Annotated in this window: 19 protein-coding genes; 2 read left to right on the plus strand and 17 right to left on the minus strand. The window is 68.5% G+C overall.

Annotated elements, in window-relative coordinates; genetic code table 11:
* Window position 1 precedes the first annotated feature (1 nt).
* The 3 genes from eccCa to eccD are packed head-to-tail and all read right to left on the minus strand — an operon-like array spanning window position 2 to window position 6925.
* Window positions 2-4048 (minus strand): type VII secretion protein EccCa, encoded by a 4047-nt coding sequence (eccCa, locus tag ACFW6D_RS10840; RefSeq protein WP_379326977.1) that lies wholly within the window; start codon window positions 4046-4048, stop codon window positions 2-4.
* 7 nt (window positions 4049-4055) lie between these two features.
* Window positions 4056-5474 (minus strand): type VII secretion-associated serine protease mycosin, encoded by a 1419-nt coding sequence (mycP, locus tag ACFW6D_RS10845; RefSeq protein ID WP_379326979.1) that lies wholly within the window; start codon window positions 5472-5474, stop codon window positions 4056-4058.
* Complete coding sequence (eccD, locus tag ACFW6D_RS10850; protein ID WP_379326981.1) at window positions 5471-6925, minus strand: type VII secretion integral membrane protein EccD; 1455 nt, start codon at window positions 6923-6925, stop codon at window positions 5471-5473. The genes mycP and eccD overlap by 4 nt, the downstream gene beginning before the upstream one ends.
* Before the next feature lie 196 nt (window positions 6926-7121).
* On the opposite strand from eccD, the gene eccA reads away from it, so the two are divergent.
* Window positions 7122-8945: a type VII secretion AAA-ATPase EccA gene (gene eccA / locus ACFW6D_RS10855; protein ID WP_379326983.1), complete on the plus strand. Its 1824-nt coding sequence runs from the start codon at window positions 7122-7124 to the stop codon at window positions 8943-8945.
* A 4-nt stretch (window positions 8946-8949) separates the two neighbouring features.
* On the opposite strand, the gene eccB is transcribed toward eccA, so the two are convergent.
* On the minus strand, window positions 8950-10440 hold the full coding sequence (gene eccB / locus ACFW6D_RS10860) for a type VII secretion protein EccB (protein WP_379326985.1): 1491 nt from the start codon (window positions 10438-10440) through the stop codon (window positions 8950-8952).
* Between the two features lie 274 nt (window positions 10441-10714).
* Between eccB and eccE the strand changes: the two genes are divergently transcribed.
* On the plus strand, window positions 10715-12433 hold the full coding sequence (gene eccE / locus ACFW6D_RS10865) for a type VII secretion protein EccE (RefSeq protein WP_379326987.1): 1719 nt from the start codon (window positions 10715-10717) through the stop codon (window positions 12431-12433).
* A gap of 55 nt (window positions 12434-12488) precedes the next feature.
* Here the strand turns inward: eccE and ACFW6D_RS10870 are convergent, their stop codons facing one another.
* The 13 genes from ACFW6D_RS10870 to ACFW6D_RS10930 all read right to left on the minus strand — a co-directional run bounded on the left by ACFW6D_RS10870 (window position 12489) and on the right by ACFW6D_RS10930 (window position 22343).
* Window positions 12489-12791 (minus strand): WXG100 family type VII secretion target, encoded by a 303-nt coding sequence (locus ACFW6D_RS10870; RefSeq protein WP_379326989.1) that lies wholly within the window; start codon window positions 12789-12791, stop codon window positions 12489-12491.
* A 42-nt stretch (window positions 12792-12833) separates the two neighbouring features.
* Complete coding sequence (locus ACFW6D_RS10875; protein ID WP_379326990.1) at window positions 12834-13133, minus strand: WXG100 family type VII secretion target; 300 nt, start codon at window positions 13131-13133, stop codon at window positions 12834-12836.
* 94 nt (window positions 13134-13227) lie between these two features.
* Window positions 13228-14022, minus strand: a complete 795-nt coding sequence (locus tag ACFW6D_RS10880; protein WP_379326992.1) for an ESX secretion-associated protein EspG — start codon at window positions 14020-14022, stop codon at window positions 13228-13230.
* Window positions 14019-14888, minus strand: a complete 870-nt coding sequence (locus ACFW6D_RS10885) for a PPE domain-containing protein (protein ID WP_379326994.1) — start codon at window positions 14886-14888, stop codon at window positions 14019-14021. Before ACFW6D_RS10885 ends, ACFW6D_RS10880 begins: the two co-directional genes overlap by 4 nt.
* A gap of 227 nt (window positions 14889-15115) precedes the next feature.
* Complete coding sequence (locus tag ACFW6D_RS10890; protein WP_379326996.1) at window positions 15116-15451, minus strand: PE family protein; 336 nt, start codon at window positions 15449-15451, stop codon at window positions 15116-15118.
* 9 nt (window positions 15452-15460) lie between these two features.
* On the minus strand, window positions 15461-16717 hold the full coding sequence (locus ACFW6D_RS10895; RefSeq protein ID WP_379326998.1) for a hypothetical protein: 1257 nt from the start codon (window positions 16715-16717) through the stop codon (window positions 15461-15463).
* Window positions 16714-17034, minus strand: a complete 321-nt coding sequence (locus ACFW6D_RS10900; RefSeq protein WP_379327000.1) for a hypothetical protein — start codon at window positions 17032-17034, stop codon at window positions 16714-16716. The genes ACFW6D_RS10895 and ACFW6D_RS10900 overlap by 4 nt, the downstream gene beginning before the upstream one ends.
* A 113-nt stretch (window positions 17035-17147) precedes the next feature.
* On the minus strand, window positions 17148-17435 hold the full coding sequence (locus tag ACFW6D_RS10905; protein WP_379327002.1) for a YbaB/EbfC family nucleoid-associated protein: 288 nt from the start codon (window positions 17433-17435) through the stop codon (window positions 17148-17150).
* A gap of 29 nt (window positions 17436-17464) precedes the next feature.
* On the minus strand, window positions 17465-17800 hold the full coding sequence (locus tag ACFW6D_RS10910; RefSeq protein ID WP_379327004.1) for a hypothetical protein: 336 nt from the start codon (window positions 17798-17800) through the stop codon (window positions 17465-17467).
* Window positions 17801-17810: 10 nt separating this feature from the next.
* Window positions 17811-18596 (minus strand): ESX secretion-associated protein EspG, encoded by a 786-nt coding sequence (locus ACFW6D_RS10915; protein ID WP_379327006.1) that lies wholly within the window; start codon window positions 18594-18596, stop codon window positions 17811-17813.
* Window positions 18593-20485, minus strand: coding sequence for a hypothetical protein (locus ACFW6D_RS10920; RefSeq protein WP_379327008.1), 1893 nt, complete (start codon window positions 20483-20485; stop codon window positions 18593-18595). Before ACFW6D_RS10920 ends, ACFW6D_RS10915 begins: the two co-directional genes overlap by 4 nt.
* Window positions 20486-20557: 72 nt before the next feature.
* Window positions 20558-20878, minus strand: a complete 321-nt coding sequence (locus ACFW6D_RS10925) for a hypothetical protein (RefSeq protein WP_379327010.1) — start codon at window positions 20876-20878, stop codon at window positions 20558-20560.
* A 40-nt stretch (window positions 20879-20918) separates the two neighbouring features.
* On the minus strand, window positions 20919-22343 hold the full coding sequence (locus ACFW6D_RS10930) for a hypothetical protein (RefSeq protein ID WP_379327012.1): 1425 nt from the start codon (window positions 22341-22343) through the stop codon (window positions 20919-20921).
* Window positions 22344-22416: the final 73 nt, after the last annotated feature.

Here is a 22416-nt window from a genome sequence, read left to right on the forward strand (position 1 = left end):
ACTACAGCGGCGGAAGTTCGGCGATGTGCACCATCTCCTGGCCGCGCGCACGCGAGACCAGCACGCCGCGACCCGGCGGCAGTTTCGACGGTCGTACGTCACCGATCAGCTTGCCCTCATCGCGGGGCCCGCTCATGATGAGCGCGTCCACCGACATGTTCTTCATGCCGCCCACCACCGGGTCGTACAGTGCGCGCGAGGCGCCGCCGACCCGTCGGGTGACGATGAGATGGAAGCCGATATCGCGTGCCTGCGGCAGGAATTCGACCAGCGGCAGCAGCGGATTGCTGGCCGAGGCGACCATGTCGTAGTCGTCGACCACGACGTAGATCTCCGGGCCACTCCACCAGCTGCGTTCGCGCAACTGCTGCGGGGTGATGTCCGAGCCGGGGATGCGCTTGGCCAGGAAGCCCGCGACCTCCTTGAGCATCCCACCGCAGGTCTGGGCCGAGGTCGAGTATCCCGCGAGCTGAGCACCGTCGATGACCCCGAGCATCGTGCGCCGGTAGTCGATCATGATGACCTTGGCCTGCTCGGCGGTGGAGTTCTCGGTGATACCCATGACGATATTGCGCAGCAGGGTCGTCTTGCCCGACTCGACATCGGCGAACGCCATGAAGTGCGGCTCCACGCCGAAATCCAGCACCCACGGGTCTAGTTCGTTCTCCGCCAGCCCGACCACGACCTTGGTCGGGCCCTGTCGCACGCCGTGCTCGGCGGCGATGGCGAGTACGTCCTCGCGGCTGATCCGGGCGGGCAGCATGCGCACGGTCGGCGCCTTGCGCTCACCCCACAGCTGTTCGAGCTGGGTGCGAGCGGCCAGCGCGCCGTCGGCGATCGTGGCCGCTGCCGAGACCGAGTCCAGTCGGGGCAGCGCGACGAGCATGTGCAGTTCCCCGGGGGTGAGACCACGACCTGGCCTGCCCATCGGCACCAGCGCCGCGGTCTTGCGGCCCATTTCGGAGTCCGACGGATCACCGAGGCGCAACTCGAGCCGGGTGCCGATCTGGTCCTTGATCACCGGCCGGATCTCCGCCCAGCGCGAGGCAGCCATGATGAGGTGGATGCCGTAGGAAAGACCTTGCTGGGCAATCTGATTGATCGCGCCCTCGAGGTTGTCGAACTCCTCGCGCATCGCCGCCCAGCCGTCGATCACCACGAAGACGTCACCGAACTGATCGGCGGCCAGTGGATCGGTGCTCGGGTCGGCGGGCGTGCCGTTGATCAGACTGGCCTCGAGCAGGGCCGACTTGCGCCTGCGGAATTCGACCATGGACTCGATGCCGAGTTCGGCGAAACGTTCCTCGCGCTGGCGCATCAGCGAGGTCAGCTCCGCGACGGTGCGCCGCACCCGGTCGCTGTCGAGCCTGCCCGCCACCGAGCCGACGTGCGGAATACCCGACAGACCCGACAGGCTGCCGCCACCGAAGTCGAGGCAGTAGAACTGCACTTGCTCGGGGGTGTGGGTGGCGGCGGCGGCCAGCACGATCGTGCGCAGAGTCGTGGACTTGCCCGACTGCGGGCCGCCGACCACCGCGATATTGCCCGCCGCGCCCGCCAGGTGCACGGTGAGCACGTCGCGACGCTGTTCGTAGGGCTTGTCGATGATGCCGATCGGCATCCACAGCTGCCCGTGCCGGTTGATCGGTGAGCGCCAGTCGGGGTCGGGCAGCAACATGTCGACCGTCGGTGACTCGTCCAGCGGCGGCAACCACACCTCGTGGGCGGGCCTGCCGTGCCCGGTGAGCCGGTTGACGACGACTTCCAGCAGGGTGTCGGGGATGCCCTCCTCCTGCGCGGACGGCGGTGGCGGCAGGTCCGGCAGTCCTGGTCCCGGTGCGAGCACCGGGTCTGGCAGTTCGGGCAATGCGACGGGGGCGGCGGTGAAGATCGTCGGGGTCGAGCCGTCGAGACCGTCTTCACTGACCTGCCTGCTGCCGACGGGGGCCACGTAGGCGCCGGAAACGTAGGAGGCGTTGAACCGCAACGGATCGTCGGCATCGCTTTTGAGGTAACCCGAGCCCGGAACACCGGGCAGGTGGTAGGCGTCGGTGATGCCGAGCACCGCGCGTGACTCGTTCGCGGAGAAGGTGCGAAGACCGATCCGGTAGGACAGGTGCGAGTCGAGGCCGCGCAACTTGTTCTCCTCGAGCCGCTGCGAGGCGAGCAGCAGGTGCACGTGCAGCGAACGGCCGAGCCTGCCGATCATCACGAACAGGTCGGCGAAATCCGGTTTCTGCGAGAGCAATTCGGAGAATTCGTCGACCACCACGAACAGTGCGGGTAGCGGGTCGAGGGGAACGCCTGCCGCCCTTGCCTTCTCGTAGTCGGTGACATTGGCGTAGTTTCCCGCGGAGCGCAGAAGTTCCTGGCGGCGGTTCATCTCGCCCGCTAGGGCGTCTTTCATGCGGTCGACCATCGAGAGTTCTTCCTCGAGGTTGGTGATCACCGCCGCGACGTGCGGCAGGGTATCCAATCCGAGGAAGGTCGCGCCGCCCTTGAAGTCGACCAGCACCAGGTTCAGCGCATCGGGCGAGTGGGTGACGACAAGCGAAAGTACCAATGTGCGAAGGAATTCCGACTTGCCGGAGCCGGTGGCGCCGATGCACAGACCGTGCGGGCCCATGCCGTTCTCGGCGGACTCCTTGATGTCGATCTCCACCGGTGTGCCGTCGGGTGTGACACCGATCGGCACCCGCAGCCGTTCCCGGGCCGAGCGGGGACGCCAGACCCGCGACGGTTCGATCTGGGCCGCGTCGGGGATGCGCAGCAGCGACATCAGACCCGGATCGGACCTGGTCTCGTCGCCGAGGCTGACGATCTGCGCGGCGGTGGCGATGCGATAGCGGGCGATCTTGCGGGCGATCGCCTCGGACTCGGCGAGGCTGAATTGATCAGCGGCGGCGAACTTCTCGTTGCCCGCGGCGCTGCGTGCGCTCACCTCGCCGTCGGCCACCACCAGTTGCAGACCGCGCCGAGCGGCCAGCCCGCCTTCGGGGGCGGTGAGGTCGAGCACGGTGACCGAGTCGAGGCCGGATTCACTGATCAGCCGCTCCGATCCGTTCACGTAGCCGTCGTCGATCACGACCACCAGGTGCAACCTGCCCGCAGTCGGTTGTGGGTTGCGCATGAAGCGGCCGCGTTCGAGCAGCTCGTCGGCCAGCGCGGTCTCCAGCTCGCCCAGCGAGCCGTACATCATTCGCGCACTGCCCATTCCGTCACGCTGGACCGGATGTTGCAGTTGGGGAAGCCATTTCGCCCATGCCCACGCCGGACCGTCGGGGTCGGCGCACACGATCGCCACGGCCACGTGATCGGGACCGTGGAAGGTGGTGAACTCCAACAGCATCGCGCGCACCAGCATGCGCGCCTCGTCGGCCTCGCCACCGATGTTGATCGCCGGGAACGACCGCAGCGAGACCGCGGTGGGCAGTCGGTGCACGACCGAGTGGGTGCGCACGAACCGGCGCAACGCGACCGTCGAGACGGGTTCCAGGTCCTCCAGCGGGCCGGTTTCGGGCCTGGCGAGCTTGGTGGCGAGGCGATGACTGCCGATGCCCACACGCACGTGCCCGAAGTCGGGGTCGGCCGGGCGGCGTTCCCACATCCGCCGGGTTCCCACGATCGAACTGAGGTCGATCGGGTCGGGGTGGCTCCAGACCAGGCTCTCCAGTTGTTTGGTGCCGGTGCGGCGCACGTCTTTACGGAGCTGGTCGAGGTAGCGGAAGTAGTCCTTGCGTTCCTCGTTGATCTCCGCGGCGCTCTTGGGCCCCTGCCCGCGCATGCCGACCATCATGCCGACCATCGACATCAGCATCATCAGCGGAAACATCATCATCATCGGGTTCGCCAGCATGCTGCGACCCATCATCGCCATCATCGCGATCATGCCGACCACCGCGACGACCATCACCAACGGCATCAGCTTCATCAACAGCGGGGCCGGCAGTGGCCGCTGGATCTCCGGCGGCGGGTTGAGCGCGACCTCCCCACCGGGCGCCCGCGGCGGGGCGATGCGGGGGCGACGCACAAAACCTTCGGTGACCATGTGTCCTCTACAGCTCGTTGTCCGAATCGAGATCGGGTAGGTCGTCGTTGCGGGTGCGGCGGAACGGAATCGCGATGGCGGCACCGATTCCCAGCAGGGCAAGGCAGGTGATCGAACCGATCACGGCGATCCGGCGCGGCAGCGGGTCGGGTCCCGGCGCGCGCACCGAGGCGGGCAGCGGCCGGGCCACGGCGTCACCGCCGGGTCCGACCGCGGCGAGTTCGGCGGTCAGTGCGGCCACCGGGTTGATCAGGCCGGCGCCGATCCGGTCATCGCGTCCGGTGCCGGGCCGCTGCGCGGTGCGCACGATCCGATCCATCACCTGGGCGGCACTCAGCTCGGGAAAGCGGGCGCGGACCAGTGCCGCCAAGCCGGCGACATACGGGGCCGCGAAACTGGTTCCCTCGATCGGCATCGGGCCGTCCGAGGTCTGCACCCGGTCGACCAGCCCGGTACCGCCGGGCTTGCTGTCGAGCGAGACGATCGAGCGGCCGATGGCGGCGGCACCGACCCACGGTCCGGCCAACGACAACGCCGAGGGCGCACCGTCGGGATCGACCGAGGCCACCGACAGCACGTAGGGCGCGAACCAGGCGGGCGTCGCCACCGTACTCACCGCATTCCAGCCACTGCGCTCGTTCTGCTGCTGGCAGGCGCCCTGGCTGGACAGGTTTCCCGCGGCCGCGACCACGACGACATTGCGCTCGAAGGCGTATTTCACCGCGGCGCCGAGACTGGCATCGGCGGAGTCGGAACCCGCTGTGCTGCACGCGACTTCGGAAACATTGATCACCGTCGCGCCGAGGTCGACGGCACGAACCACCGCGGCGGCCAGGGTGAGCACGCTGCCGTAACCGGATTCGGCCATCTCCCCGGAGGCACCTTGTGCGGCGCGCCGATCCTTGGGCTCGTAGGCGAGGCTGAGCTGGCGAATGCTGAGGATCTCGGCTTCCGGTGCGACACCGGCGAATCCGTCGTCGGGACTCGGCTTGGCGGCGATGATGCCCGCGACGAAGGTCCCGTGTCCATCACAGTCGACGGTGCCGTCGGAGTCGGAGACGTAGTCGCCGCCGGGCTGCAGCGCGGGCAGCCGGGGATGGTGGTTCACCCCGGTGTCGATCACCGCGACCTTCTGACCAGCGCCCCGGCTGAACTGCCACGCCGAGGGCAGGTCGAGCACCCGCTGGGCGATCGGCGGTTCGGACTGCGGGCCGCTGAGCTGCGGTTCCGAGCACAGCACCCGCTGCTCGGTGGGTTCGAGCGGAGCGGCCCGGCCGCTCAACCCCTGTGCCGCGCCCAGCGCCCCCATGTCGATCACGGGCGGTGCCAGCGCCGCGGCCGGTCCCGGTGCGCCGAAGGTGGCCGCGCCGAGAATCGCCGCGCTGCCGAGAATTCCGGCAGTGCGGCGGGCCGAACGCCGGATCATAGGTTGCGGGCCATCGAGAACACGTCCATCACCCACAGCACCAGCGGAATGATCGAGCAGATCAGCAGGTACTCGAAGATCTCCCCGAATCGTCGTGTGACAGGAGTGATCTCGATGTGCGGGCCGATCACACCGAACGCGATGGCGGCCGCGGCGAAGACCAGCAGCAGGGTCGCGCTGGCCAGGGTGTTGTCACCGTTGTGCAGCGCCCCACCGGTCAGCAGGCCGAGCACGATCACGATGCCGCCGCCGATCATCGTGGCGGCCTGGGCGAGGTCGGCGAAGGACCGTCCGCGCAGCGCGAGCACGATGGCCGCGATGATCGCCAGCGCGATGCCGGGGCGGCTGAGCGAGGACGCGGTCCCGAGCGCACCGACCACCGTGGCGGCGGTGCAGCCGAACAGGATGCCGGTCTGGTAGCTGTTGGCCGCCCTGGCCCGGACACCGAGTCCGGCCGCCGAGGGCAGGGCCGTCGCGCCGATCGCGCCGATGCCCTCGATGGTCGGGCGCGGTTCGTGATCGGCGGGGTCGATCGCCCCGCCCGCGGTGGGGACCGGCGGCACCGGCAGCCGCCCGGCCACCGCGGCAAGACGCGGCGCCGCCGAGAGCCCGCAGATTCCCGCGACCAACACCCCCGCCGCGGTCTGCACCAGCTCGGGTTCGGAGATCAGCTGCACCGCGGCCGCGAGCCCGCCGAAGATCGAGATCGTGATCGCCGCCGTGCACACCGTCGCCGCGACCGTCGTAGCGCGAGACAACAGCACTGCCGCGACCAGCAGCACCGAAAAGCCGAGCAGCAGATGCGGACTGCCGATCTCGCCGGGTACCAGCAGCACCGCGGAACCGAAGAACAGCACCAGCGCCGCGCCGACCAACCAGGTTCCGGTGAGTTCGTCGCCGTAGCGGCGCGCGGCGATCGCGGCGGCCACCGAGGCGCCGAGGGCGGTGCCGAGGGTGAGCAACGGCGCGGCCAGGCTGTACCCGTCGGCGCGGCCCGCGGCGAACAGCAGCAGCGCGAGCACGGTCGCGGCCAGCGCGGCCAGCAGGCCGGTGCGCCGGGCCGTGGTGGGCGACCAGCCACTGAAATCCTGGGCGGTGAGCCGGGACACGGCATCGATCACGTCATCGAACAGCGCGGGCGCCTCCTTGGCGCCGGTGGAGCGCAGCACGAGCAACTCTCCGTCGAACACCTCGGCTTCGGTGAGGGTGCGGCTGGGCGCGATGGCGTCGCGGCCGAGCCGGGCCAGGGTCCAGTGGCGGGCGTCGAGCACCGCCGGACCGTCCTCGCCCTCGGCCTGCGCGGGATCGCGCGATTCGATCAAACTCACCAATTCCGAAATAAACGTGGCAATCGGCACATTCGCGGGCAGACCCACATCCAGCTGGGTGTTCCCGCCGATCACCGACACTCGGCACAAATCGACTTCGGCAGTGCGCGCGGCGCTGCTCAACGACTCGGACAATTGCGGTACAACCCCACTTCTTTCCGACGTTGCGACCTACCGGCAGCGAAACATAATCTAACGGACAAGCGCAGACCACGCGATGGGCTCGGAGGTCGAATATCCTTGGGAGTACATATCTTTCACGTGTCCGCAAGATGAACAAAAGTATCCGTTCCGAGGAAGAGCCGGGGTTTCGCCAGCAATGAGCGCCAATCGCCAAGCACAGCGCGCCTTCGATGCCGGGGTTCTGTCCCTTGGCTTGCCCATCGATGGTCAGGAATCCGCGAAGGATCTCGAGTACGCCAAGCTGGCGTTCACCCGGGCCACCGAATGGGACCCGGAAATGGCCGACGCCTGGCTGGGCCGGGCCGCGGCGGGCGAGGTCACCACCGAGGTGCTGCACAACCTGCACCGCACCGCGGGCAGCACCCTGCTGCGCGAGCAGCGCAGGCTCGGGCTGGCGCCGCGGGCCATGGCCGGGCGGTTCCTTTCCGGTCTCTACATCGACTACCCGCTGGCGGGCTACACCGAGGTGTGTCTGGCCTACGCGGCACGGCTGATCGCCGATCGCGACTACGACCGGGCCGAGCAGATTCTCGACGAACTCGCCGCCCACCTCGCGACCACCCCCGACGCACCCGACTACGCGGTGAACCAGCGGATCAGTGCCTACATCCGCGGCGTCCTGCACTACAACACCCAGCGCTGGCCCGACGTGATGACCGTGCTGGCCGGGTCGGCCGAGTGGGACGATCCCTACCTGGCCGCCGGCGCACACGTGATGGTCGGCTCGGCGTGTGCCCAGCTCGGACTGTTCGGTGAGGCGATCCGGCGCATGGAAGCCGCTGAGCAGGGCCCGATTCCGGCCGCGCGCACCGCCGCGATGTTCTGTCGCGGGCTGTGCCTGCGCGAAACCGGGCACGAGGAGCAGGCCCAGCAGCTGTTCGAGCAGGTGTATTCGCAGTCGCCCGACCTGGCCGCCAACACCGCGGCCATGCGCGACAAGACCTACCGGATCACCGTCACCTCACGCGAGTCCATCGAGTCACGCACCGACCGCTGGGATCCCGCGTCGGCGCCGACAATGGCCCAACTGCGCGAGGCCGAACACGAGGACCGCGCCAAGGACATCCTCGCCGAGGCCCGCGCCGAGCTGGACGGGCAGATCGGCCTCGCCTCGGTGAAAACACAGGTCGCGAAGCTGGCGGCCACCGCGCAGCTGGCCAAGATCCGGGCGGGCAAGGGCATGGCCAGCGTGCCGCGCGGCAATCACCTCGCCTTCACCGGGCCACCCGGCACCGGCAAGACCACCATCGCCAGGGTGGTCGCCAAGTTCTACTGCGGGGTCGGTGTCCTCAAGACCGACAAGGTGATCGAAGCCAAGCGCATGGACATGGTCGGCCAGCACCTGGGCAGCACCGCGATCAAGACCGACAAGCTGATCGACACCGCCATGGACGGCGTGCTGTTCATCGACGAGGCCTACACGCTCATCCAGACCGGCCTGTCCGGTGGTGACGCGTTCGGTCGCGAAGCCGTCGACACGCTGCTGGCTCGGATGGAGAACGACCGCGACCGCCTGGTGGTGATCATCGCAGGCTACGACGGCGAGATCGATCGGCTGCTCGCCGCCAACGACGGCTTGGCCTCGCGGTTCGCCAAGCGACTCCAATTCCCTTCCTACACACCGCAGGAGCTGGGCCGGATCGGCGAGGTGATCGCGACCAAGCGCGATTCGGTGCTGTCGGACGAGGCGCTGGCGTTGCTGGTCACCGCGTGTGAGGGGCTGTACAACTCGGAGGCGGTCGATCAGAGCGGGCAGCAGCGCCGTGGGATCGATCTGGCGGGCAACGGTCGATTCATCCGCAATCTGATCGAGGCGGCGGAGGAAGAACGCGAGTTCCGGCTGGCCAATGACGATTCGCTGGATCTGGCCGAGGTGGACGAAGCGGTGCTGATGCGGATCGAGGCGGCTGACATGCAGTCAGCTCTGGAATCCGTCTTGGCAACCCTGGGCGTGGCCTGAGTCGTCAGTTGGTGGTGACGAGGGTGTCTCGGCTCATCAGGGCGTCACGTTTGGCCAGGGTCGGGCCCGCGATCAGTTGGCCGACGACCGACCACGGCGCCAGCTTGGGTCGATTGCCCAGACCGAGCACCTCGGCGGTCTCTAGGTCCGGGACGCCGTAGCGAATGCCGATGTCGGCCACGTAGAACAGGCTGCCGCGCCGCGGACTGCCCGGTTCGATGCCGGTCACCTGCACGAATTCACCCGAGGTCGGCGCGATGTAGGCACTGTCGACCCGATCACCCGTCCCGTCGCCGGTAGCCAAGGCCACCGGCACCGCGCTGTCGGCCAACGGCAGACGTGTGCCGCTGAGCAGAACCGTGTCCGCGCGCTCGGCGGGCCCGTCGACAACCTCGCCGCCGGTGGCCTTCGCGGACGCCTTGGACCAGGCCAGGCAGGTCACCGGTGCGTCCTCGGCGGCGAGCAGGGTCGGCGTCGTCACCGGGAAGTGGTCGACGGGCAGCTGATGCAGCATCGTCAGCCCCGTCAGCGCGTCCGGCGGCACCACCTTGATCTCGCTCATCCCGTGCGAATCGGCGGTGCGCAGCACCTGAGCCGTGAAATCGCTGATGGCTTGCACGCCGTCGGCGAGCACCACATACAGTTGCGGCCGGTCCGAGGCGATCGAGATCACGCCGCCGACCGGCACATCGGACAGCTTGCCCGGCCCCGGAGTGCCTGCCTGCGCGACGGCGGGCACCGCGAGCGGCGGCACCGGGGACGGTGCGTCGAGCAGCGCGGGACCGGCGGGACGCGGGCGCTTGCCCTCGAGACCGAGCACTCGCGTCAGCGCCGCGTTCGTGGTGTCGACCTCGGCGCGTTTGCCGTCGTAGATCAGGTAGGTCTTGTCACCGCGACGCGCCAGGATCGCGGCGTCATCGGCGGCCGGACGAATCCGCGCGTCGAGGTGGGGGCGGGTGCCGAGCACCGCGGTGGTCACCCCGGTGGCCGCCACCGCACTGCCCGAACTCGACAGCTGCACCGTCTCACACACCGCCCAGTCCGAGCGATCACCACCTGCCGACCCCGGCAGCGCGGCGGGCGCACCGGGGATACCGAGCAGCGGACCACGCGGCATCGACGCGAGTTTGGCGTCCTTCACCGAAGTGGGCGTCTCGCTGCTGCCCGAGATCAGCCGGGCCGAGGCGAGGTTGAGTACCGGGTGCAACCGTTGCGCGCCGCCCTCCTCGCCCACCACCACGTACAGGGCGCTGCTGTCCTTGCCCATCACGATCTGCGCGTCACCGACGGCACCCTGCGGGCGCAGGAAACCGAGGATCGCCGCACCGGCCACCCCGAGCAGCCCGAGCACCGCGCCGACCATCAGCGAACGGACCTGTGAGCGCATCGGGTCGTGCAGCATGCGCACGTCCCGGCGGACCAGTGCGTGGTCGAGCCTGCGTAGCAGGAATCGGTACCCGTTCACCTGGGCGCGGGTGGTCAGCTGTGCAGGCACTTGATCTCCATCGAACGTCGCCACTGCGGCGTTGGGGGTCGTTCGCGGCGCGAAAGGCCGCCGCGAAATTACCGTACGCACAGAATCTTCGGTGTCAATCGGCCGCCGGGTGAGCGCATGGTCAGCCGGGTAGGGTGAGCGCGAGAACCGCCAACCTTGTCCGACCGGTGAAGAGCCGGAAGCGAATTCAGAGTTGATTGCCGTGAACCAGGCTGTGAACGAACGGGAAATGGTGACCCCGCGACGCGACGTTGTGCCCGACCGCGGAGATTCGGTGAACGCGAGTTTGCGTGATCCCGAATTCTGGCTGTTTCGTACTTACCCGCTGCACTTGATGATTCCGCTCGGACTACTTGCCGCGTTCGGTGCGTGGGTGGCGGTGGCGAGCGGCCTGCAGTGGTGGGCCGCCACCGCGATCGGCGCGACGCTTTTCACGATCGGCGCGGTACCGGTGCGCCGCAGACACCCGCGCAATGTCGGCGGCATGCTCGTGCGCGCGCTGAGCTACCGCTGGCGGCGGGTGCGACCCAGCGCGGGGGTGGGTGGTGCCGAACCGTTCGACGTTCCACTGCCCGAAGGTGGCAGTTACGGCGTGCGAGCCGACGGCGATCTGCTGATCACGATGTTGGGCATCGACCCGCCCCCGGACGCTGCCACGCTGCTGCGCCGGGGTGCGCTGAGCACCGACCAATTGCTTCCGCTGGCCGAAATCGCGCGCTGCCTCGACCAATTCGACATCGGCCTCGCCTCCGTCGACGTCATCAGCACCGGCGCGCGCACCGCGGGCACCGGCCCGCTGGCTCGGCTCTACGACCAGATCATCGGCCCGCTGCCCGCGATCGCGCATCGCACCGTCTGGCTGGTGCTGCGGCTGGACCCGCTGGCCAATGCCGAGGCCGTGGCTAATCGCGGCGGCAGCAGCACCGGCGCGCTGCGCACCGCGATCATCGCCACTCGTCGAGTCGCGAATCGACTGGCCGCCCAGCAGATTTCGGTGTCGGTGCTGACCGCGCAGGAGATGAACGCGGCCGTGCGTTTGCTCACCCGCAATGTCGCGCTCGCGGAGTTCACCGAGACCCAGACGGCGCTGGTGCACGAGGGCATCCACCTCACCAGCTACGAGATCGGTCCCGAACTCGTCGGCACGCGTGGGTTCGCCGACATCTGGGCCACTCCCAGCGTCAGCACCACGGTGACGGTCCGGCTGCGCCCCGGCACCCATCGCACGGCGAACCGTGCGGGTGATCCCGAGTCGATCACCGTCGGCGCGCTGGTCCGGTTCGACACCGCGACGCCGTTGGACAGTCCGCCGGTCGCGGGCCTGCGAGCCATGCCGGGCAGGCAGTTCCGCGCGCTGCTCGATACGCTGCCGGTGCAGTCGGCGGTGCGTGACTCCGCGGGCGACTACCGCGGCGCCTTGGCCGCGCTCGACGGCATCGTGGTGCCGACGGCGGGATGCGGACAGTTGATCGGCGCCGACGACCAGGGGCAGGGTCTGGCCGTGCCGCTGATCGGCGAGGGCACTCGGCATCTCGAGGTGATCGGTCGGCTCGATCTGGCTCAGCAGGTGATCCTGCGGGCGCTGGCGCTGGGTGCGCGGGCGATCGTGCACACCTCCCGCCCGGACGCGTGGCACACCATGGTCGCCAATGTCGGCGCGCCGCACTTACTCTCGATCGCATCGCGATCAGCGGGGGCGGCCCAGCAGCTGCCGCCCGCCGCACCGGTGGGCGGCGGACTGTTTCCGCCCGCGACCGTCGTCGTGTTCGACGGTCCCGCGCCCGCCGCGCTGACGGGTGGCGCGACGGTGGTGCACGTGCGGTCACCGCACGAACCCGCCGGTGACATCGCCGCCGACGTGGTGCTGACCCAGGACCCCGATCGGCCGACGCTGATCACAGTGCGCACCGTCCACGGAACCCGAACGGTCAACATGGTGACCACCCCTGACGAGATGCGCTACATCGGCGAATCACTGAGTGCCGCACGCTGATACGCGAAAGGGTCGACGGGATGTCGTCCCCGTCGACCCTAACGCGTGGGCGGCTTCAGCCCAGGTCGGCGAAACCGTCGCCGATCTTGCCGTCGGTGCCGAGCGCGCGGTGCAGCGCGTTCTCGACTTCGGCGGCGACCTTGTCGAGGATGATCAGGGTGTCCTCGAACTCGCCGTCCCACTTGGTGTGCAGGTCCGCGAAGGCGGAGTGGGCGGAGTTGCCCTCCCACGCCACGGCCAGCTTGCCACCGGCATCCTTCATGTCCCCGGCGAAGTCGGTGAGCGCCTTGCGGAAGTTCACCAGGTCGCTGTACAGGGTGACCATTTGGCCGGAGTCGTATTCGATGATGTCAGACATGATGTCTCCGATCGGAAAGGTTGTTTCTGGTGAAACAGATGGTCAGAGGCTGGTGAAGCGGAAAGCGTCTTCGCCCTCGCCGTCCTGCCGGATGTATTCCTTGGTGCCCTCGCCCACGTGGTTGGCGATCTGATCGAGCAGCGTCTGGAGCTTGCCCGCCTCGACACTCCACGCGTCGGCTGCCTGGTTGAAGGCGCCGCGCGCGGCACCCTGCCAGCCCTTGGCCGCGACGACCTCGTCGGTGATGGCCTTCAGCGTGAACTGCATGCCCTCGACCGCGTTGGCCATGTCGCCCTGCGCCGCGCTTGCCGCCGCGCCGTCGTTGAAAACTCTTCCACTCATCTTCGAAAGCCCTTCTCGTCTGTTGGGAGATGTTCGTGGACGGCACCTGGTATGCCGCCGCCCGAGTCCGACGGGTACACCGCCGGAGCAGGATCTATAGCGGTAGCCACCTTCCCCCCGGCAGCAGTTCGATCAGGCCCGAGATCGCTTGCGCGAGACGGTGATCGCTGCCCGGTGTGACGGTGGACCAGACCTGCTGATCCGGGGCGATACCGGGCGCGACGACGATCCGCCCACGTCCGGTGTCGTAGACCGCGACCGCGCAGGGCGGCCGGGTGGTCACGCCGTCGATGTGGGCACAGGCCACGATCTCGGCGTAGGCATGGCAGGACTCGAACGCCATCGCGTATTCGGTGGCGTCGCGGCCGGTGACACCGAGCGCGTACACGGCGTCGGCGTATTCGGCCGAGGTCGTCGCGGCATCGAGGCGTCGGGCCAGGTCGGTGGTCGGTGCGCTGAAGTTCGCCACCTCGGCGGGTGCGCAGGCGCCGAGCGCTGCGCCGAGTGGGCGGCGCAGTGCCGCGCCTGGATCGTCGGCCCAGACTGTCGAGATGTCGAGCTCGTCATCGGAGCGCACCGCGAGCGCATGCCGGGAATCCCGTCGCGCCAAGCAGATTCGTATCGGCAGCGCGCCGCCGGTGTACACCCTGGCGACGAGTTCGCGATCCGGTTGGGACAGCACATACATGGCGTCGGACACCTCGGGTGTCACATCACCGTAGGTGTCGAACACGCCCGCATCGGTCAGGTCGGCGACGGCCGACTGCTGGGCGGCGGCGTAGTCGGCGTGCGAGTCCTGGGTGGGCGCCACCGCGAGCACCAGCGGCAGGGTTTGCACACCGAGCCGTTCGGCGACCGCGAGCACACCGTCGTTGGTCAGCACAGTCATGCGGAACTCCCGGCGCTCTGCCCTGTGCCCGCGATACGCTCTGGCACACCGAGAACAGCTGGTGCGGAGACGATTCCGAGATCAGCGCCGATCACATCGGTGCCCGCATCGCCCGCCCGTGATTGGTATTCCTCGTCTTCGGCAGTGGCCGCACCAGCGCCCATCGCACCGGGCATCATCGGCATCGCACCGGCGGGCACCGTGTGCACCGGTTGTGGTGCAACGGTTTCCACGATCTCGGGGGCATCGGTGGGTATCAGGATCTGCGTCCGGTACTCGGTCTTCTCCCTGGCCACGGACAAACCCGCCAGCCCGGCGGGCAATCCACCGACCATGACCGGCATCGAAGGCGTGGCACCCGCACTGCTCGGCTGACTGCCGCTTCGCTCGGCGACGAGCGCCGCGTCGGTGGCCAGCACCGGTGGCGTGGTCTGCTGCCACGGCGTCGCCAAGGGTTCGGTGGCCGCCTCGTAGGCACGCATCACCCGCGATGCGGTCGCCTTGGCCACATCGGCTTCGTCCTCGGTCTGCGCGGCGATCGCGGCCACCGGCGCACCCAGCGCGCCGCCGACCTGCGCCAGCATCTTCTGCACCTGCGCGATCGCCGCGATTTCCGCCGCGTTCGGCATAGCGAGACGGGCGATTTCGAAAGCGGCAGCCTGGGTTTCGGCCCGTGCGGCATTCGCCGCTGCCTCGGCGGCGGCCTCGGTCAGCCAGTCGCGCAGGGCGGTGATCCGGTCGATGACATCGCGACTGTTGGTGGATTGCCAGGCACCACGCAGCGTGCCCAGGATCTGCTCGTAATCCACCACCGCCGCCGCGAAGCCCGCCGCCAGCCGAGCCCAGGCCACGCCCGACTCGGCCATCGGGAGCCCACCGGGACCGGTGGTGAGGTCGCGGGCGGGCCCGGCCGGGGCGCGCGCGTCCCCCGCCGCCCCCTCCCCCCCCCTTTCGCGCCAAGGGGGCGCCCCGGGGCACGGGTGTTGTGTCCGCGGGCGCCCGGTCCCGGCTGGCGCGCTTCCCACACCACTTCGGTGAACCCGGGGCGCGGCGGTTCGATCATCGACTCTGCCTGTCGTGTGCGAAAGTCGGCTCAGGCGCCGACGGCGTGCGAGCCGAACTCGGTGGCGCTGTGCTGTTCGGACTTGTCGAAACCGCTGACCTGCCCGCGTACCAGCGCGGCCAGCTTGCGCAGTTCGAACACCCCGGCCTGCCCGCCGTCGAGGAAGGAGCCGCCGACCTGCGTCATCGTCTGCGCGGAGCGCAACGAGACCTCGTCGACACCGGCGGGCGCCACCGTCAGCGGTTGCTCGCCGGCCAGGAGATCCTGCTCGAGCCGATCGGCCAGGCTGTCCAGACGCGCTGCCGCGTCCTTGGCCGCTGTCGCGTCGAACTGCACACCTTCGAAGTCCACACCGCTGCGGGTCATGGCTGTCTCCTACAGAGTTAGTTGCTTGTCTGGGGAAGGATCTGCTGACTGCGAAATCTGTTCGGACGCACCGACCACCGGCATCGCGATGCCGTCGAGATCGCCGACCACCTCGTCGCCGTGCTCGGCCGATACCAGGTAGGTGGGCAGGTCGCCCGCGTCTGCGGCACCGCGCGCGCCCATGCCCGCGGCACCGGCACCCATCGGCATCATCCCGCCCGACGTCGCGGCCGGACGCATCACCGTGTCGGATTCTGTTGCGGTGGAGCTGTTTCCGAGTCCCGAGGTCGATCCAGCACCGGCAGGTCTGGTTCCGGTCCACTGGCTCAACGGTGCCGACGCCGCGACTGCTCCGCCGATGGCACCGACACCGCCGACGCCACCGCCCGCACCGACACCACCGCCCGCGCCCGCCGAGGCTTCGATGTCACCGTCGACCACCGGCGTTGCCGTCAGCGCAGTAGTCGGGGCGAGCTTGTCGGCGATATCGGTCGCACTCTGCGCACCGGTCTGCACCAGGCTCATCAACGGCTGCAGTAGCGCCATGACCTGCTGCATGGAGTCCACGCCGGTCGGCGCGTCGGTGACCTCGACTTTGCGTCCCGCCGTGGTCATCTCCGCCGAGTTCACCGCGAGACCGGCCCTGGTCTTGGCCACCACGGCCAAAGCCTCGGCGATCGACTCGGCGGTGGCACTTGCCAAAAACACCTGCCCGCCCGGCACGGCGAGGAACGGCGCCGACGCGGTCACCATCGCCACATACCGCGCGATGACCCCGCTCAGTTCCAGCGAGCCGATGCCGACCGTGGTCGCGCCGTGGCCGAGAGCGACCTTCTCCTGCGTGCTCTGGGTGGCCAGCTCGGCGCCGTTCACCGAGGCCTGCCCCGCCTTGGTCGCGGCACCGGTGGCGCCCTGCCCCTGCCACAGCGACATCGCCGTCTGTAACACAGTGCTGCCCAACGACATCGCCGACTCCAGCGCGGTCGAAATGCCGGAGAGGACCTCGGTGGGGTCGATCCCGTTGGCCGCGACACCGAGATTGCCGGTGCCGAAGCTGCTCGCCAGATCGGTGAGCGGTTTGGTCAGCGCGGTGAGATCGAGCACCGGCATCGCAGGCAGCTCCGGCAGCGGCGGCAACGCCGGAAGTTGCGGCAGCCCCGGCAATCCCATGTCGGCCAGGATCGACTCGACCGGCCGATCCATCATCGGCGCCAGCGCACTGCCGCGCAGCAGTTCCGAGATGGCCGGGTCGAGCGGCGGGTTCACCGGAGCCCGCTCACCACGGATCCCACTGCGGTCGAGGAGGCCACCTCGGTCGCTTCCATAGCCGCGGCGGCCTGATGCGCGGTCACCGCGGTCGCCGCGTGCACACCGGCCAGCTCGAGCACCGATGACACGTGATTGGCCTGCGCCCCGGCGAAGGACACCAGGAACTCCTGTCCGATCAGGCCGAACACCGGTACTGCCGCTGCGACGGTGGCGGTCTGATCGAAGCCACCCGCGGTGGCGACGCCGGTCGCCATGGCGGCGGCCGCCTCGCCGTAGCCGCGGATCACATCAGGTGTCGCTACGAGATCGCTCATCGAAATCCCCGATCCTGCAATGGAATTAGAAGTCCCTTGTTCCTACCATCGACCCGGTTCGAACGGTAGGCGTACTAACGAAACTGTGCCCGGTGATCGTTAACATCAGATGACTACCCGGCGACTTCCGCATTGAAAGCGGTCACCAGTTCGGCGCGCTGGGCGAACACCTCGCGCACCGCGGCCGCCGCCGTGCCGGTCAGCGTCTGCTCGAACTCCGAGGGTGTCATTCGCGAAATGTCCTCGGTGAAGCGAAGATCCAGCAATCCGCCGTTACCGTCGACAACGACGGTGACCTCGCCGTCCTGCGAGGTGTGTTCGGCACGCAACCCGGTCAGCCCATCGGTCAGATCGCGCAGCCGGTAGAGCCTGCGCTGCACGCTCGCCTGGAGCTCGTCCATCGTCTCGTACACAGTGTGATCCGCCTCCGCTAGACCGGCCGCAGCCAGCTGTCCTGCTCGGTCTCGTAGTCCTGCTCTTGCGCGATCTCCTGCGCGGCAACTTCTTCGGCACTCGGCAGTCCCGTCATCGCCAGCCATTCCGGCGCCAGCCCGGCCGCCGCCAACTGCTCGCGCCGAGCCAGGCCCGCCCGGTTCGCCGCGGTACGACACAGCCGCAGAACTTCCTCGGCGAGTCCGGTGGGGTCACGGCGTAATTCGGCCGCTTCGATCGAAATGCCCACCGGCAGACCCTGTTCGGTGGTACGCACCTCGATCGAGCCGTCGCGTGAGGTCGCGGTCCATTCGGCCGGTGGGTCGGAATCCATTGTTGCCCTTTCAGACACGTTCGTCCTTGATCGCGCGCACCACTTCCGCGATCCTGGCGTTGATCATCCGGGTCAGCTGTTTGCGATCCGCGGCGGTGGCGGTGGGCGGATGCCGATCGTCGATCACGTAGCGGCCGTCGTCTTCGAGATCACGCCAGCCCAGCAGGAACCGGCTGATTCCGCGCGGGCCGAAAATCGAACTGCCCTGGATGATCTCTATCGTGCCCGCGCACAACCCCGGCGCGGCGTAGAAGGCCGCGGCCCGCTCGGTGACAGAGTCCTCGAAGGTGTCGTGCACTGACGACCTGCCGAACTCGTAGTCGATCTCGGTCTTTTCGGCACCGGTGTCGACGACGAAATCGGGACGACGCCCGGGGGAAACATCGGGCAGCGCCCGCGCGACCATCCCGGCCAGATCGAGCGCACCGCATTCGGTGACCTCGAACGACGAGCTGGTGGAGTACTTGTGCCCCGGCTGCGCCGTCACCAGGTAGCCGGTGTCGCCGCGCCGGGTGGCGAGTATCCGGATCAACCCGTCCGCACGCCACCGGTCGCGCTCGTCGAAACCGCGGACCTCGATCCTGATATCGGGTTCATTGATCGCCGCGAAGACCGTGTCGACATCGAACCCGTGACTCATCCGCACGTGCTCCACCGCCTGCCGACAGGCCCGTTCGTAGTCGGCCTGGAGCTCGATGTCGGTGGTGAACAGAAACGGCGCGGGCACATGCTCCTCGCCGGTCTCCGCCCACATCGCCGCGAATTCGAGCGCGCTGAACTTCCAGCGGCGATTCACCTTTCGATCACCGGCTTGGCCACCACCGGCGCCCCGCCGATCGCCTCGTCGAGGTGTTCGGCCGAGTCGAGGTAGTCGGCGCGCTTGTGTTCCTTGTTGCCACCGCCCTGACCGCCCGCACCAGCACCGGCAGGCCCCATGCCACCCGGCATGCCTGCCATGCCCGCGCCCATGCCCGCCCGGCCGAGGCCCGCGGCGGCACCCGGCAGACCCGCGGACGCGCGCGGAAACAGCTTCGACGCTGCGGCCGTCGCCGCGTCCTTCGGCAGACCGGCACCGCCGAGGCCACCGCCACCGAGGCCACCGCCACCCGCACCGCCGCCTGCACCACCAGCCTTGGTGTTCTTGGCCAGGTCTTCCTTGGCCTTGTCGATCGCCGCCTTGTTGGCCGCGGCCGCTTGCTCGGCGGCCGTGGTCGCCGCGGTCGGCTGCGAACTGGCCAGGCCCATCTGCTTGGCTGCTTCCGACAGCGCCGAGGTGCCGGAGCCACCGCCGGAACCTGCGCCCGACCCGGCACCGGAGCCGTTCTGTCCCGAGCCGGATTGCGTGCCGTCCGGTCGATTGATCCCGGTGATCCCCCCTGGTCCGGTGGTGCCGCCGGGCTTGTCGGTCGAGCTGGTTCCGACCGGCCGCGAGGCGTGACCCGAACCCGAACCGCCCGAGCCACCGCCGAAGCCGCCGCCGTACCCGCCACCGCCGGCACCCGAACCTGAACCGCTGCCGCTACCGGAACGACTGTCGCCGGAATCGGATCCGCCCGTGCCCGAGTCGCCGGTCAGGCCGCCGGTCACCGGGCTCGACGCGTCCGGCAGCAGCGGAATCGAGTTGCTGGCAGTCGTGATCGAGGGCGCGTACAGGCGACTGAACCCTTCTCGGGCGAGGCCGGTCGCCTTCTCGATGTCCTTGTAGTACTGATGTTCCTGCGCCGGATGCCCGGAAGCAGGTGCCTTCGGCTTCGGCTTCGCGGGAAGGTAGGTCTGCACCTGGCCCAGCCAGTTCGACGCGTAACCGATGGTCGTGCTCAGCGTGTTCATCTTGTTGGACAGGTTGACCACATCGGCGGTGTAACCGCTGATCGAGTTGCGCGCCTTGGCCGCCGCGGGCGTACTCCACAAGCCCTTCGTGATCGCACTGTCGACCGCCTCACGCAAACCGGTGGCGTTGTCGCGCATCTGCTGGTGCATCCACCCCCAAGCCTTCGCGATCTGATCGACCTTCGTTTTGGTGTTGGCGATGGCGATGTACATATTGTGGAAGTCGTCGTAGTCCTTGCTGGCGGCCGCTTCGACGTTGACCGGTGAGGGATTTCGCTCATCCTTCGCGACCCGCATGGCGTCGCCGCCGTCGCCGGGCGCGATCGGCGCGGGGATGTTCATCTTCCCCGCCTCGTAGGTCGTCAGCAGTGGGTTCGCGCCCGTCATCGACGAATTGCTCGGCGAGAGCAGGTAATCCACATGCCTGGTGAACTGCGTGACCTTCGGAACCTCGGGGGGTTTGCCGCCCTTCTCCGCGATCGCTGCCCTGATCCCGGTGAAAGTGGTTCCCGATTCATTGTCGGTGTCCTCGTACAGCTTGCCCGCCGTCACGAAGGTCTGGCCGATGGCATCGAGGATCTTCTTGTGATCGGCCAGCTTCTTGCGCAGGTCAACGCCCGTACCAAGCACCTTCGACTGCATCTGCAGGCTCGACAGCAGTCCGCCGAACATCTGGGCGTCCTCGACACTGGTGTCGACCTGATAGGCGTTGTTCTCGACGATCTCGATCATGGTGATCATCTTCGCGACGGCCACGGCGAGGGTGTTCGCCATCGCGCGATCGTCGATCTGGAGTGTCGATCCCTCCGAAGCCATTCCGCGCATCTGCTGGAACGGCGCGTCCGCGTCAGCCATCAGTCAACTCCTGCCCGATCACCACAAACCTGCTGTCGATCTTCCCACGAGCAGGCTTAACAGCAGATAACGTTAGCGTGAATCATCTTCTGCCACAGAATGTCCGGAACCTTCGGCCACCGCGCGGTTGTGTTCTTCGATCAGCCTGGTGAGCAATGCCCGAGACTGCTCGGCGTTCGAACCGTCGAGCTGACCGGCGAACGCGGCGCGGGCCGCGTCGATCAGCTGCTGGGACACGACCGGGAACGCGTGCACGATATTCACCAGGGCGTCTTCGGTTCTGGTGTCGAGGCCGGTTTCGGTGCGTACCCCGCCACCCGCCACCGCCGAGGCCAATTCGACCTCGAAGTTCACACGCAGTTCGTCTTCGGTCGGCCGATTCTCGCGTGCCATGTTCTCAAGCCTCCACTGCTTCTCAGGCGTCCGCTGCTTCTCAGGCGTCCACTGCACCGTGACGCTGCTGGAAGCGCCGTTCGAATTCCGGAATGTAGACCGACGGGGCGACCGAGGAGGTCGACGACTCCAGCACACCGTCATCGGCGAGATAGAAGATGGCGCGCCCGATCGCCATCTCCCCCGGCTCGACCGGTACGAACACCATCCAGCCCACCCCGATCCGATCGGCGCGCAGTTCGTCGAGGGGATAACCGGTGGTGTCGGCGCCGCCTGCCTCGATATGGCGGCGCACGGTCGCGATCGCCTCCTCGCGCGGCAGCGGGTCGGGCAGGGTGAGCGCGACGCCAGCCATGGTGAGCTGCAGGAACGCACCGTCGATGTCGAACGATTCGGCGTCGCCGTACACGTCGAGCAGGGTATCCCTGGTCACGATGCCGATCTCGGCGGCCGTGACCAGCGTCGCGATCCCGGCCCGCGCACGGGCACTGGTGTCGGGACCGAGTAGCCCGGCCACCACATCGACAACGGTGTCGCCGTTCCACACCGCGGGCACCGCCTCGGCCAGCGCCTCGGAACTGGGTGAGGCGCCGCGATACCAGCTACCGCCCTCCCACCAGTAGCAGAAGGTGAGCAGGCCGGTGCCCGCTCGCGGGTTGAGCACCTGATCGGCGACCCAGGCGGGCGCACCCGAGTAGTAGGCGGGCATCGGGGCGTCACCGTTGTAGACCGCGTCGAGCTCGGGTGCGTTCCAGACGCCGCCCGAGAGCACGGCCCGGCCACCGGGGAGTCGATACAGCGTCGAACCGCTGTGCCTGCTGCCTTCGAAGAAGCCGAGCGAAGGCAGCACCCGCGGACCCCACGGCGAACCGACCGCGACAAAGGCCGAAGCGATCACCGCCCAGCGTGCCCACAGGGCAGGCAGCGCGGGAAAGTCATTGCGTGACAGCGTTCCTCGTTCGCCGGCGGCGATGTCCTCGCGGGCCTGACGAGCGGCGAGATCAGCCGGGCGGCGCTGGCCGTCGCCACCGCGCAACCGGGCCGCCAGCCAGATCGGGACCTGCGAACGCGGAAAGAGCTCGAGATCAGCGCGATACACCTCGTCGTCGAGGGTGTGCTCCGGCGGGAAGGGTTCGTCACCGTAGTCGTAGTCGACTTCCATTTCGCCACGACTGGTGAGCCGCAACAGCATTCGCCACCACGGTCCGTCACTGAGCTGCGCCGAGAGTTCGCGGAGCCCGCGCACGTGCTCGCGCACCTCATCGGTGGGCGGAATCTGGCGGGAGCGGCCGGAGTCGTCGCTGAACACGACGAAGTCGAGCTGGGTGCGGGCCGCGAGCACGAAGGTGGCGTCGAGGCGCTGCCAGCCTGCCGGACCGAGCGTCGCGAGGCCGATGGCGACGAGCCTGATCAGTTCCTCCGCGCGGGCGACCGGGTCCGCCGATTCGTCACCGGGTGTGGTCACAGCTCTCCCTCAACACATAGAACACGGCCGCCGTCCATGGTGGCACACGCCGGTGACCGGTGCGGGTCGGCGA

The sequence above is a fragment of the Nocardia sp. NPDC058705 genome, from assembly GCF_042749305.1.
Classification (GTDB): Bacteria; Actinomycetota; Actinomycetes; order Mycobacteriales; family Mycobacteriaceae; genus Nocardia.